This window comes from Streptomyces sp. BoleA5 (assembly GCF_000373665.1).
Lineage (GTDB): Bacteria > Actinomycetota > Actinomycetes > Streptomycetales > Streptomycetaceae > Actinacidiphila.
In genome coordinates, this window is sequence record NZ_KB892108.1 from 35,106 (window position 1) to 50,302 (window position 15,197).

Below are 15,197 nucleotides of genomic sequence, written 5' to 3' on the forward strand. Positions count from 1 at the left end.
GCTCTGGTGGCCGCGGCGGGGCGGCACGCCTAGCGTGGGCGGAGTGGCACAGGAACCGAGGGAGCACGCATGAAGAGCGCAGATCTCCTCGCCGACGCCTTCGGCAGGATCCAGGAGGCCGTGCACGAGGCCGTCGAGGGCATCGCCCCGGAAGGCCTGCACGCGCGGCCCGACGAGGGGGCCAACTCGATCGCCTGGCTGATCTGGCACCTGACGCGCATTCAGGACGACCACGTGGCCGCCGTCGCGGGCACCGGGCAGCTGTGGACCGCCGACGGCTGGGCCGACCGCTTCGGCCTGCCCTTCGCGCCGTACGACACCGGGTACGGCCACCGCCCCAAGGACGTCGCCGCGCTGCGCGTCAAGTCGGTCGAACTGCTGACCGGCTATCACGACGCCGTGTGCGAGCGCACCCTGGGCTATCTGTCGACGCTGCACGAGACGGACTTCCCACGCGTCGTCGACACCAGCTGGGATCCGCCGGTGACGCTGGCGGTGCGGCTGGTCAGCGTCGTCTCGGACGATCTGCAGCACGCCGGGCAGGCCGCGTTCCTGCGCGGCTGCGTCGAGCGCGGCGCGCTCTGACGACGGTCACGCGCCCGGTCAGGCCTCGGCGCGCTCGTACTGGAGCAGTACGACCCCGTGGCCGAAGGTGCGGGTCCCGGTGCGCCGGAGGGCGGTGAGGGTGTCGGCGTACGGGAAGGGCGTCCTGCCCCGGCCCAGCAGGACGGGGTGGACGTAGATCCGGAACTCGTCGACCAGGCCCAGCCGCAGGAAGGAGGCGGCGAGGCCGGCCCCGCCGAGCGCCAGGTCGCCGCCGGGCCGCGCCTTGAGCTCCCGGACCTCCTCGGCGACGACGTCGCGCACGATCGCGGTGTTCCAGTCGGCCCGCTCCAGCGTCCGCGAGTACACGTACTTCGGCATGTCGCGCCAGATCCCGGCGAACTCGGCGACGGCGGGACCGCTCTGCGGGTCGGCGTCGGCCGTCGGCCAGTAAGCGGCCATGAGTTCACGGCTGACGCGGCCGGTGAGGAAGCCGCCCATCACCTTCAGCCGCTCGTTCATGTGGAGGTGCGGTCCTCGTCCACGAGGAGCCAGTCGATCTCGCGGTCGGTGTCCCTCGAAGTAGCCGTCGAGGGACACCGACATCTGCATGACGATCTTTCGCACGGCGATCCTCACCCGGGGTCGCCCGGGTTGTCCACGACCCGTCGGACGAAGCCCACCCCGGGCCCGCCGGCGAAGCCGGTCAGGGGCGCGCGCCGGCGGTGCCGGAGGTCCCCGCCGGTTCCTCGACGGCGCTGAGCGGGGCTGCCAGGGACTCCAGGCTGCGCCGCTCGGCGCGGACACCGATGGCCGCCTCGACCAGCCCCGCCAGCGTCATCAGGGTCGCGCCGAGGCAGAAGGCGAGGGTGGTGTCGCCGGGCTCGCCGCTGCTCACCAGGCCGTTGAAGAGCAAGGGGCCGGTGATGCCGCCGATGGCGGTGCCGACGGCGTAGAAGAAGGCGATGCACAGCGCCCGGGTCTCCAGCGGGAAGATCTCGCTGACCGTCAGATAGGCGGCGCTGGCGCCCGCGGAGGCGAAGAACAGCACCGCGGTCCAGCAGGCCGTCATCGTCACCGCGCTCAGGGCGCCCTGCTGGAACAGGTAGGCGGTGCCGAACAGGAGCAGGCCGGAGCCCACGTAACTGCCGGTGATCATCGGCTTGCGGCCCACGGAGTCGAAGAGGTGGCCCAGCAGCAGCGGGCCGAGGAAGTTGCCGACCGCGATGACGGCGAAGTAGTAGCCGGTGTCGCCGTTCGGCACGTCGAAGAAGGTGGTGAGGATGACGGCGTAGCCGAAGGTGACGGAGTTGTAGAGGAAGGCCTGGCCGGAGAAGAGCGCGAGGCCGAGCAGGGTGCGGCGCGGGTACGAGCGGGTGACGGTGCGGGCGATGGTCAGGAAGCCCAGTTCGCCGCGGGGGCGGATGAGGATGCTCTCGCCCGGCTCCGGCAGAGGCTTGCCGCTCTCCTCGGCGACCGTGCGCTCCACGTCCGCGACCAGGCGTTCGGCCTCCTCGGCCCGGCCGTGGGTGAACAACCAGCGTGGACTCTCCGGCACATGGCGGCGCACCAGCAGGATGACCAGCCCCAGGACGACGCCGATGCCGAAGGCGAGCCGCCAGCCGACGCCGGTGGCGAACAGCGAGGTGTCCAGCAGGGCGATGGACGCGAACGCGCCCACGGCGGCGCCGATCCAGAAGCTGCCGTTGATGATCAGGTCGATCCGGCCGCGCACCCGGGCCGGGATCAGTTCGTCGATCGCCGAGTTGATGGCCGCGTACTCGCCGCCGATGCCGAACCCGGTGAAGAAGCGGCACAGGATGAAGAACCAGGCGGTCCACGACACCGCGGTGACGGCCGTGGCCGCGAGGTAGACGGCCAGGGTCACCATGAACAGCTTCTTGCGGCCGAGCCGGTCGGTCAGCCTGCCGAAGAACAGCGCGCCCAGGCACGCCCCCGCGACGTACACGGCGGCCGCCAGCGTGGTGACCTGGGCGGTGCTGATGTCGATACCGCTGCCCTGCTCGGCGAGCCGGCCCGCCATGTTGCCGACGATGGTCACCTCGAGGCCGTCGAGGATCCACACCGTGCCGAGACCGATCACGATGCGCCAGTGCCAGCGGCTCCACGGCAACCGGTCCAGGCGGGCCGGGACGTCGGTCCGCAATGCTCCCGGCGGGTCGGCGTGAGCCGTCGACGCTGACATGGTCACCTCCGTGAACGATCCGTTCTGTCCGGAAGCGCGCCTTCCCCCGAGGGGTGCGTTCATGCTGCGGGCCGTCAGGCCGGTCAGCCGTAGAAGTTGCGCTCCCAGCGGTGCCGGGCCAGAACGGCGAGTTGTTCCGGCGTCAGGGGGCGTCCGTCGCTGAGCGCGGTGTTCCGCTCGACGTTGCGCACCGACCGCATGCCGGGGATGACGGTGGAGACCGCGGGGGCGCTCAGCACGAACCGCAGGGCGGTCTCGGCCATGTCGTCCCGGTCGATGCCGAGGTCGGCGACGACGGCGTCCACGTGCCGCTCCACCTGCGCGGGACGGTCGTCGCGGAAGTAGCGGTTGCGGAAGTCGCCTTCGGGGAAGGTGGTCCCGGCGGTGATCCGGCCGGTGAGGCCGCCTTCGTCGAGGGCGACCCGGACGATGACGCCGACGCCGTGCTCCTGGCAGGCGGGCAGCAGCGCGTCGGCGGGGGCCTGGTCGAAGACGTTGTAGATCACCTGCACCGTGTCCACGAGCCCGCTGCGGACCAGGGCGAGGGCGTTGTCCGGCTCGTGGTCGTTGACGGACACGCCGAACAGCCTGATCTTGCCCTGCTTCTTGAGGTCGGCGACGGTCTCAGCCCAGTCCCCGCGGCCGACCCACTCGTCGCTCCAGACGTGGAACTGGAGTACGTCGAAGTGGTCGAGGCTGCTTGCCCGCAGGCTGGTGTCGAGGCTCTCGCGGATGTGGTCGCCGGGGAACGCCTCGGCGGGGTCGACACCGTCGGGCGCGGGCCACAGCCGGTTCCTCGGCGGCACTTTGGTGGCCACGAGGACCTCCTCGCCGGCGCGGGCGCGTTCGCGGACGACCTGTCCGACGATGCGCTCGCTCTCGCCGTAGCCGCGGGCGGTGTCGATGAGGTTCACCCCGAGGTCGACGGCCCGGTTCAGGGCGCGCAGGGACTCGTCCTCCGTCGCGCCCACCCACGCGGACTCGCCGATCCCCCAGGCTCCGTAGCCGATCTCCGACACCCGCAGCCCGCTGCGTCCCAGGTCCCGGTAGCGCACAGTCGTCCTCCACTCGTGCCGTCGTCCGCGGAGCCGTCTCCGCAGCCACGACGATAGGCGACCGGCCCGCGCAGGGACGTCAGGGTCCCGCACGGTCACGGCGGGCAGCGAGCGCGCATACCCCAACACGTCCCGGCCCGCGACGAATTCGGCGATTCCGAGCCTTCGCCCACCGGCGGGTCCTAGCGTGGTCGGCCCGTAACGGATGACGGGGGGAGAACAGGGGGACCGCTGTGCCGAACCCGTCCGGCGGAGGACCGTCACGGCGCCGCATGATCGAGCCGACCCGCATCATCCCCGCGCGGGAGGCGTCCGGGGGGCCGGACGAGCCATGGGAGGACTCCCTCGACCTCTTCCGCCCGGCCCGCGCTTCCGCCGGTTCCACCCCGCCCCGGGAGGGCGGCCCCGACACCCAGCCGCTGCCACGCACCGCACCGCCCGCCGCACGGCCCGCACCAGCGCGTACGAAGCCCCGGGCCGGGGCGCGGAAGGGACAGCCGCCGCGGCGCTCCCCGCGTAGCACGCGCGCCCTGCGCGTCGCCGTGCTGACCGGTACCGGCGGCGCCGCCGGATTCGCGCTCGCGCTCGCCCTGTTCGCCCCCGGCGTCCTCCACCCCCGCCCGCCGCAAGCCGCCGCCCCCGCCGGTCCCGGCGCGCCCACGGCCACGGCTCCCGGCTCACCCGGCGTGGGCCTGATCGGCGGGGTGCTCCGCCGGGGCGACACCGGACCGGCCGTCAGCGAACTGCAGGCCCGGCTCCTGCGCATCCCGGACGTGTACGCGGGCGGCGCGGTCGACGGCCGCTTCGACGGGCGCCTCGCGGCGGCCGTCGCCCGCTTCCAGGTCTGGTACGGCGTCCGCGGCGACGAGAGCGGCGAGTACGGCGACGCCACGCGCCGCGACCTGGAGTCCCGCACCTCGCTCGCCGCGGGCTGAGCGCCGGCGGCCCGGCCGGGGGCGGCGCGCCGCGCGACAGGTGAGGAGACCGGACGCCTTATAGATTGGTGGGGTGGCCCTGCCCGAGCGGGGGGACGACGAGCAGCGCGCCGTGCCGGCACCGCGGATCGACTACGCGGCGCTCTTCGCGGCGACGCCCAGCCCGTACCTGGTACTGGACGCGGCGCTCGTCATCGTGAGCGTCAACCGGGCGTACCTGGAGGCGACCCGGCGCACCCGGGACGACCTGATCGGGCAGTACATCTTCGACGCGTTCCCGGACAACCCCGCCGACCCGTTGGCCGACGGGGTGCTCAACCTCAGCGCGTCCCTGCGCCGGGTGCTGAGTTCCCGCGAGCCCGACACGATGGCGGCGCAGAGGTACGACATCCCGCTGGTGGCCGAGCCCGGGAGGTTCGAGGAGCGCTGGTGGAGCCCGATCAACACTCCCGTCCTCGGGCCGGACGGCACGGTGGCGTGGATCATCCACCGGGTCGAGGACGTGACGGCTTTCATCCAGGCCCGCCGGCACCGGCACGGGCTGCAGGGCTCCGAGCTGAGCGCACGGGAGCGGGCGATGGAGGCCGAGCTGTACGCGCGGGCCCGGGAACTGCAGCGCCTCAACGACCAGCTGCGCGAGGCCCACGCCCGCGAACGGAAGGTCGCCCTGACGCTGCAGGAGGCCATGCTGCACTCCCCGGACCTGGTCCAGCACGAGGACATCGCGGTGCGCTACCTGCCGGCGGCGGGCTCACTGAACGTGTGCGGCGACTGGTACGACGTGGTCAACCTCTCGGCGGGCTGCTACGCGGTCGCGGTCGGCGACGTCGTGGGCCACGGTCTGGAGGCCGCCAGCGTCATGGGGATGCTGCGCAGCGCGCTGAGCGCGGCGATGCGCACCGTGGACGGGCCCGCGAAGGCCCTGGAGGTCGTCGGCCAGTACGCCCGCTGCGTGGAGGGCGCCATGGCCACCACCGCCTTCAGCGCGCTGATCGACAAGGAGCGGCACACGATCACCTACAGCAGCGCCGGGCATCCGCCGCCTGTGCTGCTGCACGGCGACGGCCGCTGCGAACTGCTGAACCGGGCGACCGACCCGCCCCTGGGGGCCCGTCCCGCCCACGCCCCCCGACCGCAGGCGGCGCTGTCGTACCGGCCGGGGGACACGCTGGTGCTCTACACCGACGGGCTGATCGAGCGCCGCCAGGAGGACATCTACACGGGCCTGGCCCGGTTGACCTCGGCGCTCGCCGAGAAGCCCGGGCTCGGCGCGGAGTCGCTCGCGGACACCCTGCTGAACCGGCTCGGCGTCACCGGCGGCGCGGCGGACGACATCGCGCTCGTCACCGTGCGCCTGTGAGGCGCGGGCCGGTCCGGGCGGCGCGGTGGCCGGGTGGTGCCGCCCGGCCTACGGTGATCTGAAGGGGTCCGGCGTGTCGTGGACCTGAGCAGCGAGGAGGCCGCGGGTGCCCGGTCGCGGTGGGCTGGAGTGGGTGCGGGCCCGTGATCCGGGTCTTCGCGCGGTGCGCCGTTCCGCTCGGGTGACGCTTGTGGCGTGCCTGAGTTTCCATGTGGCGCGCTACGGCTTCGGCGACCCGGTCGTCGCGATCTACGCCCTCTTCGGCACGGTCGCCTCCGGCGCCCTGTCGTACGTGCCGGGTACGCCGCGCGAGCGTGCCCGGACGCTGCTGGCCGCGCTGCCGGTGGCCGCGCTGCTGGTGGCCCTGGGCACGGCGCTGGCCGTGAGCGACTGGACGGCGGCGCTGGGGATGCTCGGGGTCGGCTTCGCGGTGACGTACGCGGGGGTGGGCGGGCCGAAACTGGTCGGGCTCGCGAACGGCCTGCAGTTGTTCTACATCCTGCCGTGCTTCCCGCCGTACCAGCCGGAGACCCTGGGGCTGCGCCTGTGCGGTCTGGTGGTCGGCGTGCTGCTGATGGCGGCGGCCGAGCTGTGGTTGTGGCCGGATCCTTCGCCGGGCCGCTACCAGGACCGGCTCGCCCACGCGTGCGAGGCCGCGGCGGACACACTGCAGGCGCTGGCGCTGGAACCTCCGGTGGTGCGGGAGCGGTCGGAGGGCCTGCTGGAGACGGCGCAGCAGCTGCGCATGAGCCATGTACCGAAGGACGAGCGCCCGGTGTCCGCGGGGGCGCGCGACCGGGCGCTGTGCCAGAGTGCCGCGTACCTGCGGCACCTGCTGGCGCAGACCGGGCAGTTGGCGGACGACGCGGCGGAGCGCCCGCCGGCCCCGGACGCCGCCCGGTCGCGGATGCTGCTCGCCTCGGCCACCGCCTGCCACGGCGCCGCCCGGGCCCTGAGGGGCGAGGCGCCGGCGCCCCTGGTCGCCCCGTGCGCGGCCACCGCCGAGGCCTTCGAGGAGCACCGGGCCCGCTGGCCGGTGTCCGGGGCGGCCTCCGCGACGACGGTGCGGAACGGGGCGATCGCGCTCGACATCGCGTACACCGCGGCCTTCCTGGTCACGTCCGTGCGGATCGCGCTCGGCGCGCCGGTGCGGTCCGAGGCGACGCGGCCCGCCGAGGGACCGGGACCGTTCTGGTACGCGGGGCAGTCGCCGATCACGCTGTACGGGCACCGGATGCGGGCCCATCTCACCCCGCGTTCGGTCTACTTCCAGAACGCCGTGCGCATGGCGCTGGCGCTGGCCGCGGCGCGGCTGATCGCGGGCGGGCTCGAACTGTCGCACGGCTTCTGGGCGCTGCTGACCACGCTGACCGTGATGCGCACCAGTGCCGCCGGCACCCGTACGACCGTGGTCCCCGCGGTGCGGGGCACACTGGTCGGGGCCGGGGTGGCGGCGCTGCTGCTGGCGTTCGTGGGCGACCACCCCCTGGTGTACGCCGTCGCGATGCCACCGGTGTTCTTCCTGGCCTTCACCGCGGGACCGCTGCTCGGACTCGGCTGGGGCCAGGCCTTCTTCACGGTCGCGGTGGCCACCGCCTTCACCCAGATCGCCCCCGCGGGTCCGGAACTCGCCGCGTTCCGGATCGCGGACGTGGTGACGGGCGTGCTGACCGGCACCCTCGTCGGGCTGCTGGCCTGGCCCCGGGGAGGCACGGGCGAGCTGGGGCGGGCCTGTTCGCGGCTGCTGGACCAGGGCACCCGGGCGGTCACCCAGATCACCGACTGCATCACCGGCACGGGGACGATGGGCGACGCGCTGCCGAGGGCCCGGCTCGCCCAGATGATCGCGGAGGCGAGCTACGCGCAGTTCGCGACCGAACGCGACGCCCCCGGGGCCGGGCCCGTCCTGCCGACGGACTTCCAGGCGATCATGCTGGCCGGGAACCGGGTCCTGACCATGGGGCAGACCCTGGTGGACCACTGCCCTCCGGGTGCGCTGGCGGCCTGGCCGCTGAGCGCCGCGCACCTGCGGGACGCGGCGCACCATCTGCGGCTGACGACGCTGCCGCTGACGTACGACCTGCGTTCGGGGACCATGCGTCCGCCGCCCGACGAGTCCCCGCGGCGCAGCGTGCCCACGGACCGCACCGTCATCGCGGACGTCTGCGCGGCGTCGGGCGGCCGGGCACCGGACCCGCTGCTGTACTACGCCGTCGACGCCGCGATCTGGCTGGCCGGCCTGCAGCGGGTGGTCACCGCGGTCCGCCGGCCGGCGGAAGATCCGGTAGCAGCGCGGAGTTGACGACCGCGAGGATGACCGCGACGTCCTCGCGGGGCACCGCGGGCCACAGAACGGCCCGTGCGCGGCGGTACTTGGCGGCCAGCCGCAGCCGCTGCGCCTCGTCGAGGCGCGCGGCCCGGTCCGGATGGCTGTTGTGGGCGTTGTCGGCGATCTTGACCAGGGCCGCGTCGCGGGAGGCGGCGATCCGCCGCAGCTTGTCCTCGTAGGGCACGCCCGGCTGGTTGGTGACCTGCTCGACGATGCCGACGACACGCTCCGGGACGCCGGCGGCGCGCAGCCGTCCGGCGGTCCACGGGGTGTCCTCGATGACGTCGTGCAGGAGCCCGGCCATCTGCAGTTCCGGGCCGAAGGCGGCGAGCCCCGCCGCGACCGCCCGGACGTGCTCGATGTAGGGCACGCCGATGCGGTCGGTCTGCCCCTCGTGCGCCAGGCGGGCCAGGGCCTCGGCGGCGGCCACGCTGTTCACCGTCATGGCCCCCATCCTCCGGGCACCGGGCGGGCCGGTCCAGCCTCAGTCGAGCGCGGCGAGCAGGCGCTCGGCCAGCGGGCCGGACGACGCGGGGTTCTGACCGGTAATCAGGTTGCGGTCGGCCACCACGTGGGGCGTCCAGGGCTCGCCCTCCTGGAAGTCCGCCCCGAGGGCGACCAGCCGGTCCTGCAGGAGCCAGGGGGCGCGGTCCGCCAGCCCGGCCTGGGTCTCCTCGGCGTTGGTGAAGCCGGTCAGCCGGTAGCCGGCGAACGGCCAGCCGCCGTCGGCTCGTTCGGCGGCGAGCAGGGCCGCGGGGCCGTGGCAGACGACGCCGAGCGGCTTGCCCGAGTCAAGGGCGTCGGTCAGCAGGCGTCCGGAGACCGGGTCGACGGCGAGGTCCTCCATGGGGCCGTGCCCCCCGGGGTAGAACACCGCGGCGTAGTCGCCGAGATCCGCCTCCTCCAGCTTGACCGGGTGCCGCAGGGCCGTCATCGCCTCCAGTTCCTCGGCGACCGCCCGGGCGCCCTCCTCACCGCCGTTGAACGCGGGGTCGAGGCTCCCGCGGTCCACGGCCGGTACGACGCCGCCCGGGGTGGCGACGACGACCTCGTGCCCCGCTGCGGTGAGGACGCGGTGCGGGGTCACGGCCTCCTCCGCCCAGAAGCCGGTCGGGTGCTCGGTGCCGTCGGACAGCGTCCAGGACGAGGCGCCGGTCAGGACGAACAGGATCTTCGCCATGTGAGGTCTCCTTGGGGTGCTCGGTTGCCGCCGGCCCGCGTCGGGGCGGGCCGGACAGCACGACGGTAGGACGGGTCACCCATCGGTTTCCAATAGGATCGCCATCATGAGCCATACGGATTCCGATGGGTCTGCGGGAAGGCGCCCGGGGCACGGGGGCGGCGGCGCCGGAGGCGGGCCGCTGGACCTGACCCTGTTGCGCACGTTCCTGGCGGTGCACCGCGCCGGCTCGTTCACCGCGGCCGCGCGCCTGCTGGGACTCTCCCAGCCGACGGTGACCACCCAGATCCGTGCGCTCGAGGCGCAGCTCGACCGGGAGCTCTTCGAGCGGCTGCCCCGCGGGGTCGCCGCCACGCCCTTCGCCGACGAGCTCGCGGGCCGGGTGGCCGAACCGCTCGACGCGCTCGCCGCCGTCGCCGAGCGCGGGCACGGCGACCCGGACGTCCCGGCCGAGCCGGTCCGCCTCGGAGGCCCGGCGGAGCTGCTGTGCGAGCGTGTGCTGCCGGCCCTGGCCCCGCTCGTCGAGCGCGGCGTACGGCTGCGGATCGGTACCGGGCTCACCGACGACCTGCTGGAGTCGCTGCGGGCCGGACAGCACGACCTGGTGATCTCCACGCACCGCCCGCGCGGCCGGCTGCTCACCGCCGTCCCCCTGATGGACGAGGAGTTCGTGCTGGTGGCCGCCCCGTCGCGGGCCGCCCGGCTGGACGTGGCGTCCGGCGGCCCCGGCGTGCTGAGCGGCGTCCCGCTCGTCTCGTACGCCGAGGACCTGCCGATCGCCCGCCGCTACTGGCGCCATGTGTTCGGCCGCCGGCTCACCGGTCAGGCCGCCGTGACCGTCCCCGACCTGCGGGGCGTGCTGGCCGCCGTCGCCGCGGGCGCGGGCTTCACCGTCCTCCCCCGCTACCTGTGCGCCGCCGCTCTCGCCGAGGGAACGCTCGTGGCGCTGCTGGAACCCGAGGACCCGCCCTTCAACACCGCCCACCTCGTCCAGCGCCCGGGCGCCGGCCACCACCCGCACCTCGGCCTCGTCCGCGACCTGCTGCTGCGCGAGGCCAGGGCCTGGTGAGGCGCGGCGCGGTGGTCACGACGGGAGCAGCCTCAGGGCGAGCACCGAGGCCGACACCAGCCACCCCGTCAGGAAGACCGTCTGCACTCCCGCGGCACCCGTGAAGCCGCGGCGCAGCAGGACCGCGCCCGTCCCGGCGAAGTGGAGAGCCGGCAGGCAGAGGGCCGTTCCGTACACGGTGAGGTCGAGGGCGCCGGGCCCGGGCCAGGCCGGCCCGTCGAGGCAGAGACGGTGGGTCAGCTCCCAGAGTTGCTGCGCGAGCGGGCGGGCGGCGCGATGACGGCGCACATCGACCCGGGCTCGCCGCCGACCCGGCCGGTCGTGGAGGAACTCGTCGCCGCCTACGCCGAGTTGTCCGGCCGTACGGACGGCCCGGAGTTCCGGGCGTGGCTGGCCGAACGGCTGGAGATCTCCCACGACTCCCGCTACGAGCGCTACTGGCACCTGCTGGCGCGGGTCGGCGGTCAGGAGGCACCCCCCGCGCTGTCCCCGGCGGTCGCCTGGCTGACGGCCGCGCTGCGGGCGGCCTGAGCCGGGCGTGGCGGGCCGTCAGCGCTCCTCCGCGACGCGGGCCCGCCGCCGCAGGACCTCGGCGGCCCGCCGGCACCAGTCCCGGTTGCCCTCCTCGAAGGCGAGGCCCCGCAGACAGGTGAGGTACGGGCCGACGCGGCGGCCGCGGCCGAGGAACTCCTCCTCGCTGCGGTCTCCGCGCATCCGCGCGAGAAGCCGTTCGAACAGCTCGATCTTGGCGTCGGCGAAGGCGGCCCGCTCGCCGAGCCGGGCGATCAGCTGCCCGGCGTCGACGACGTCGGCGGCCTGCACCGCCACCAGAAGGTCGTCGCGGATGAAGGAGGGTTTGCCGACCGCCGCCGCGAAGCGCTCCAGCTCGCCGAACCCGCCCTCGGTGACGCGGAAGAGGCGCTTGTTGGGCCGGCCGTCCTGGACGACCTCCCGGCCCGCGATCAGCCCCTCCTTCTCCAGCCTGGCCAGTTCGGCGTAGAGCTGCTGCGGCAGGGCGTGCCAGAAGTTGGCCACACCGATGTCGAACGCCTTCGTCAGCTCGTAGCCGCTGAGCTCCCCGTCCAGGAGTGCGGCCAGGACCGCGTGCCGCAGGGCCATCCCGGCTCCCCTTCCGTCCGCCTGTTCCGGCGTGCGTGCTCTTCCGTGTGGACGCTCCTCATGGTACTCAAGAAACTGACTAATCAATTTTCTGAGTGCCGGTGTCCGGTGCCGGACGACCAGGAGGAGCCATGACCGCCGCCGAACGCTTCCGGTCCGCCGTCGAGCGCAGCGATCTCAGCGCGCTGGAGGAGCTGTTCCACGACGACGTCCGCCTCTACAGCCCCGTGAAGTTCACCCCGTTCGAGGGCAAGCCCATGGTGATGGGGCTCTTCGGCGTCCTGCTGCGCACCTTCGAGGACTTCCACTACGTGGGGAGCCTGGACGGCACGGTCGAGACCGCCGCGGACGGCACCGGTGCGCCGTCGACCGTGCTGGTGTTCCGCGCCACCGTGGACGGCAGGAGCATCCACGGCATCGACCTGCTGCAGGTCGACGAGGCGGGCCTGATCAAGGAGTTCACCGTGATGGTGCGCCCTCAGTCAGCGGTGCAGGCGCTCGGCGAGGCCGTCCTGGCCGGCCTCGTCGCCGACGGCCTCGTCCCGGCACCGTAGGGCCACGGCACCGGGCAGGAGCGTGCCGGGCGGCGGACCAGGGCCGGGGTCCTACGTCTGCGGCCGGTTACGCCGCCCTGGCGAGACGCCTACTGTCCTGGCCATGGATACGACAGGGACCCTGGACGAGGCGCTCCAGCGGCTGCACGGATCGGGGCCCGAACGACTCGGGCGGCTCACCAACCACGCGCCGATGGCCGTCGAGGCCCTCACCGCTCGCGGGCAGGCCGCTTCCGTCCACCGCTGGCTCGACCTGTACGCGCGCAAGCTCGAGGAGTTCCCCTCCGGCGTCGAGCCGGTCACGGCCGCCGGCTGGCGCTCCGCACTCGGCGATCCGCGGCGCGCCGCCGACTGGATCGACTACTTCGGGCGCGAGATCGCCGAGCGCCCCTGGCGAGAGGTGCTCACGCAGTGGTGGCCGCGGCTGCTGCCCGGCATGTACGGCGGCTCGACGCACCCGGTGATCCGGGTGGGCCACGCCGTACGCACCCTGCTGGCCGGTGAGACCACCGCGCCCCGTCTGGCGGAACTCGCCCACGGCCTCGGGTACTGGGCCGCCCGCCACCACCCCGTCACGGAGCTCGCCCCGCTGCCCGGCGCGGGCGGCGCGGCCGCGGCTCTCGACGCGGTGGCGCCCATCGCCGTACGGGACGGCGGCTTCCCGGCGCGCCTCGGCCGCGTCACGGGTCTGCCGGTGTGGGCGGCCTCCGTCACGGACCCGGACGAGGCCCGTACCCGCCTGACCGAACTGGTGCGGGCGGCCACCCACCGGTACGCCACCCACGGCCACGGTGAGGAGACGATGCTGGTCCACGCCGCCACGGCCCCCAATGCCGTCCTGCGCACCCTGCCCGCCCTCCCCCGCGCCCTGTGGGTGCCGAGCCTGCGGGCCGCCTGGACGGCCTCCGCGGCGGTGACCGCGATGTACGCGCCGGACGCGCCCGTCGCGTACGCCCCGCCGGGCACGTTCACCCCCGAGGAGGTCTTCGAACGGGCCCTGGCACACGGCGACGAGCACGTCCTCAAACTGACCGACACAGCCCTGGACGTCGGGGACGAACAGGCCCTGGCGGCCGCTCTGCGCTCCGTCGAGCTCAGCGAACCTCTGCGGTAGGCGGGCGCCCTCAGGGCCGTCGACCGCTGGCGTAGACCATGCGGGCCAGGGCGGGAAGCGCGCTTCGCAGGTCGGCGCCGTCCACCGTGACGGTTGCCGCGGCGCGTGCTGCCGCCGAGGCGTTGAACGCCACACTCAACCCGACGGATGCGAACAGCGGGAGGTCGGAACGGCTGTCCCCGACGGCCCCGCACTCTCGGGGATCCAGCCCCAACTGCCTTGCCTGCGCGAGGGCGACATCCCGTTTGTCGTACTCGTCGAAGTGCCGGGCGACCCGGCCCGTGAACCGGCCGTCGGCCGTCTCGAGGCGCGGCCCCCCGAACGCGTGGAAGCCGAACCGCCCGGCCAGATGACCGCCGACGGGTGACCAGGCGAGGGTCGCCAGGATGGGCACCAGCCCGTTCCGCCGGCACCAGGCGACGGTCTCGGCGATGCCCGGCACCAGGGGAAGCCCGTCGAGCCAGCCGGAGACCCGCTCGACGGGAACCCCCGCCCAGCCCGCGGCATCCAGCTCGGATACCTGACGGTTGTTCAGTTCACCAACTGCGTAGGCCTCTTCAGCCCGGGCCAGCTCCTCCCGGTGGCCGAGGAAGCCGGCCAGATGGAGGGACGAACTCGTACCCGGGACGAGGGTGCCGTCGACGTCGAAGAACACGGCACCGGCATGATCGGGCGAGGACACCAGGCAAGGATCCCACGCCCCGGCCGAGCGGCCCCGGGGGGCCCGGCCTACCGGCGCCGGGTGCCCGGCGAGCGGCGCAGCCGGAACAGCAGGGCGATCGCGGCCATGCCGCCCAGCAGGGTGGCGCTGCCGAGGGCCAGCAGTGTGCGTCCCGGTCCCTCGCTCTCGGCGGCCACGGGCCGGGTGGCCGGCCTGTGGACCGCGTCCCGGGGGGAGGCCGGGGCGGCCGCGGCGGATTCGGAGGTCCGGGCGGCGGAGGGGGACGCCGCGTCCCGGGAGGCCGTGGCCGCGGGGCTCGCGGAGGCCGCCGTCGCCGAGGGCCTGGCGGGCTTCGCCGGCTCGGCGGGCTTGGCCGGCGCCTTGGCCGCGGCCGGGAAGACGACGTCCGAGCAGGAGTAATAGGTGTCGGGCGTCGAGGAGTTCTGCCAGATCGTGAAGAGGACGTGCCGCCCGGTGCGGTCCGAGGGCAGCCGCCCGCCGATGCGGTAGGCGCCGCCGGACACGGGCGGGTCGGTGACCTTCACGAAGGGGTCGCTCGCCAGCGCCGACCAGGTCAGCGGCCGGGTCGGATCGTAGCCCTCCTTGGTGAGATACAGCAGGAACGTGCCCTGGTGCGGGATGGTCGTGCCGTACGCCATGGTGAAGGCCGAGCCCGGCGTCAGGCGGGTGGCCGGCCAGTCGGTGCGCGGTAGGTCGAGACCGCGGAAGGCGGCCAGCCCGCCGCTGCAGAGCCTGCCGTCCGGGATCACCCGGCGGTCGCGGCCGGCGACCCCGGCGACCCGGAGGTTGTCCCAGTCCGCGAAGGGCCGGCTCCCGCCGTTGGCGGCGGCGGCGGCACGGCAGGCGGCCGTCCCCACGTACTGTCCGCTTCCGGACGCGCACGCCGCGGCACGGCTGACCGGGGACACCGGAGCGCCGTGGGCCGCGGCCGGCCCCGCCAGGGCCAGCGGCAGCACGACGGCCGTGCCTGCGACGACGGAGCTGAGCACGTGGCGCGATGGGGCCATACAGGCCGCCTCCCCTGTTGCCGTTCGGTTGATCGGAACGCACG

At 74.2% G+C, this 15,197-nt stretch carries 17 protein-coding genes; 8 read left to right on the forward strand and 9 right to left on the reverse strand.

Annotated elements, in window-relative coordinates:
- Positions 1 to 69: 69 nt before the first annotated feature.
- Entirely contained in the window at positions 70 to 585 is a 516-nt protein-coding gene (locus tag B085_RS0121940) for a mycothiol transferase (RefSeq protein ID WP_018560739.1), read from the forward strand.
- A gap of 18 nt (positions 586 to 603) precedes the next feature.
- Here the strand turns inward: B085_RS0121940 and B085_RS0121945 are convergent, their stop codons facing one another.
- From B085_RS0121945 to B085_RS0121955, 3 genes are all read right to left on the reverse strand, one after another.
- Positions 604 to 1,155 carry a dihydrofolate reductase family protein gene (locus tag B085_RS0121945; RefSeq protein WP_078620014.1) on the reverse strand — a complete coding sequence of 184 codons (552 nt, stop codon included), beginning with the start codon at positions 1,153 to 1,155 and terminating at the stop codon, positions 604 to 606.
- A gap of 94 nt (positions 1,156 to 1,249) precedes the next feature.
- A complete protein-coding gene (locus tag B085_RS43350) occupies positions 1,250 to 2,749 on the reverse strand; it encodes an MFS transporter (RefSeq protein ID WP_037732201.1) in 1,500 nt (499 codons plus the stop codon).
- A gap of 83 nt (positions 2,750 to 2,832) precedes the next feature.
- Entirely contained in the window at positions 2,833 to 3,804 is a 972-nt protein-coding gene (locus tag B085_RS0121955) for an aldo/keto reductase (RefSeq protein WP_018560742.1), read from the reverse strand.
- Positions 3,805 to 4,076: 272 nt separating this feature from the next.
- On the opposite strand from B085_RS0121955, the gene B085_RS46255 reads away from it, so the two are divergent.
- The 3 genes from B085_RS46255 to B085_RS43355 all read left to right on the forward strand — a co-directional run bounded on the left by B085_RS46255 (position 4,077) and on the right by B085_RS43355 (position 8,401).
- On the forward strand, positions 4,077 to 4,739 hold the full coding sequence (locus B085_RS46255; RefSeq protein ID WP_018560743.1) for a peptidoglycan-binding domain-containing protein: 663 nt from the start codon (positions 4,077 to 4,079) through the stop codon (positions 4,737 to 4,739).
- A 73-nt stretch (positions 4,740 to 4,812) separates the two neighbouring features.
- Complete coding sequence (locus tag B085_RS0121965; RefSeq protein ID WP_018560744.1) at positions 4,813 to 6,099, forward strand: PP2C family protein-serine/threonine phosphatase; 1,287 nt, start codon at positions 4,813 to 4,815, stop codon at positions 6,097 to 6,099.
- Positions 6,100 to 6,289: 190 nt separating this feature from the next.
- Positions 6,290 to 8,401, forward strand: a complete 2,112-nt coding sequence (locus B085_RS43355; RefSeq protein WP_158689801.1) for an FUSC family protein — start codon at positions 6,290 to 6,292, stop codon at positions 8,399 to 8,401.
- On the opposite strand, the gene B085_RS0121975 is transcribed toward B085_RS43355, so the two are convergent.
- Together B085_RS0121975 and B085_RS0121980 are read right to left on the reverse strand one after the other, a co-directional pair.
- A complete protein-coding gene (locus B085_RS0121975; RefSeq protein WP_018560746.1) occupies positions 8,352 to 8,873 on the reverse strand; it encodes an HD domain-containing protein in 522 nt (173 codons plus the stop codon). The genes B085_RS43355 and B085_RS0121975 overlap by 50 nt on opposite strands.
- A gap of 39 nt (positions 8,874 to 8,912) precedes the next feature.
- Complete coding sequence (locus tag B085_RS0121980) at positions 8,913 to 9,608, reverse strand: type 1 glutamine amidotransferase domain-containing protein (RefSeq protein ID WP_018560747.1); 696 nt, start codon at positions 9,606 to 9,608, stop codon at positions 8,913 to 8,915.
- A 106-nt stretch (positions 9,609 to 9,714) separates the two neighbouring features.
- Here B085_RS0121980 and B085_RS0121985 point away from each other — a divergent pair, with 106 nt between their 5' ends.
- Positions 9,715 to 10,677, forward strand: coding sequence for a LysR family transcriptional regulator (locus B085_RS0121985; RefSeq protein ID WP_078620009.1), 963 nt, complete (start codon positions 9,715 to 9,717; stop codon positions 10,675 to 10,677).
- A gap of 15 nt (positions 10,678 to 10,692) precedes the next feature.
- On the opposite strand, the gene B085_RS45815 is transcribed toward B085_RS0121985, so the two are convergent.
- A complete protein-coding gene (locus B085_RS45815) occupies positions 10,693 to 10,965 on the reverse strand; it encodes a hypothetical protein (RefSeq protein WP_018560749.1) in 273 nt (90 codons plus the stop codon).
- On the opposite strand from B085_RS45815, the gene B085_RS0121995 reads away from it, so the two are divergent.
- Positions 10,954 to 11,208, forward strand: coding sequence for a hypothetical protein (locus B085_RS0121995; RefSeq protein WP_018560750.1), 255 nt, complete (start codon positions 10,954 to 10,956; stop codon positions 11,206 to 11,208). The genes B085_RS45815 and B085_RS0121995 overlap by 12 nt on opposite strands.
- An 18-nt stretch (positions 11,209 to 11,226) precedes the next feature.
- On the opposite strand, the gene B085_RS0122000 is transcribed toward B085_RS0121995, so the two are convergent.
- The gene (locus tag B085_RS0122000) at positions 11,227 to 11,796 is read right to left on the reverse strand and encodes a PadR family transcriptional regulator (protein ID WP_018560751.1); all 570 of its coding nucleotides are present in this window, start codon (positions 11,794 to 11,796) and stop codon (positions 11,227 to 11,229) included.
- 131 nt (positions 11,797 to 11,927) lie between these two features.
- Between B085_RS0122000 and B085_RS0122005 the strand changes: the two genes are divergently transcribed.
- Together B085_RS0122005 and B085_RS0122010 are read left to right on the forward strand one after the other, a co-directional pair.
- Entirely contained in the window at positions 11,928 to 12,350 is a 423-nt protein-coding gene (locus B085_RS0122005) for a nuclear transport factor 2 family protein (RefSeq protein ID WP_018560752.1), read from the forward strand.
- 103 nt (positions 12,351 to 12,453) lie between these two features.
- Positions 12,454 to 13,464, forward strand: a complete 1,011-nt coding sequence (locus B085_RS0122010) for a questin oxidase family protein (protein ID WP_018560753.1) — start codon at positions 12,454 to 12,456, stop codon at positions 13,462 to 13,464.
- A gap of 10 nt (positions 13,465 to 13,474) precedes the next feature.
- Here B085_RS0122010 and B085_RS0122015 read toward each other — a convergent pair whose 3' ends face one another.
- Positions 13,475 to 14,146, reverse strand: a complete 672-nt coding sequence (locus tag B085_RS0122015; protein WP_026251309.1) for an HAD family hydrolase — start codon at positions 14,144 to 14,146, stop codon at positions 13,475 to 13,477.
- A gap of 47 nt (positions 14,147 to 14,193) precedes the next feature.
- Positions 14,194 to 15,153, reverse strand: a complete 960-nt coding sequence (locus B085_RS0122020; protein ID WP_051102135.1) for a lytic polysaccharide monooxygenase — start codon at positions 15,151 to 15,153, stop codon at positions 14,194 to 14,196.
- Between the last annotated feature and the right edge of the window lie 44 nt (positions 15,154 to 15,197).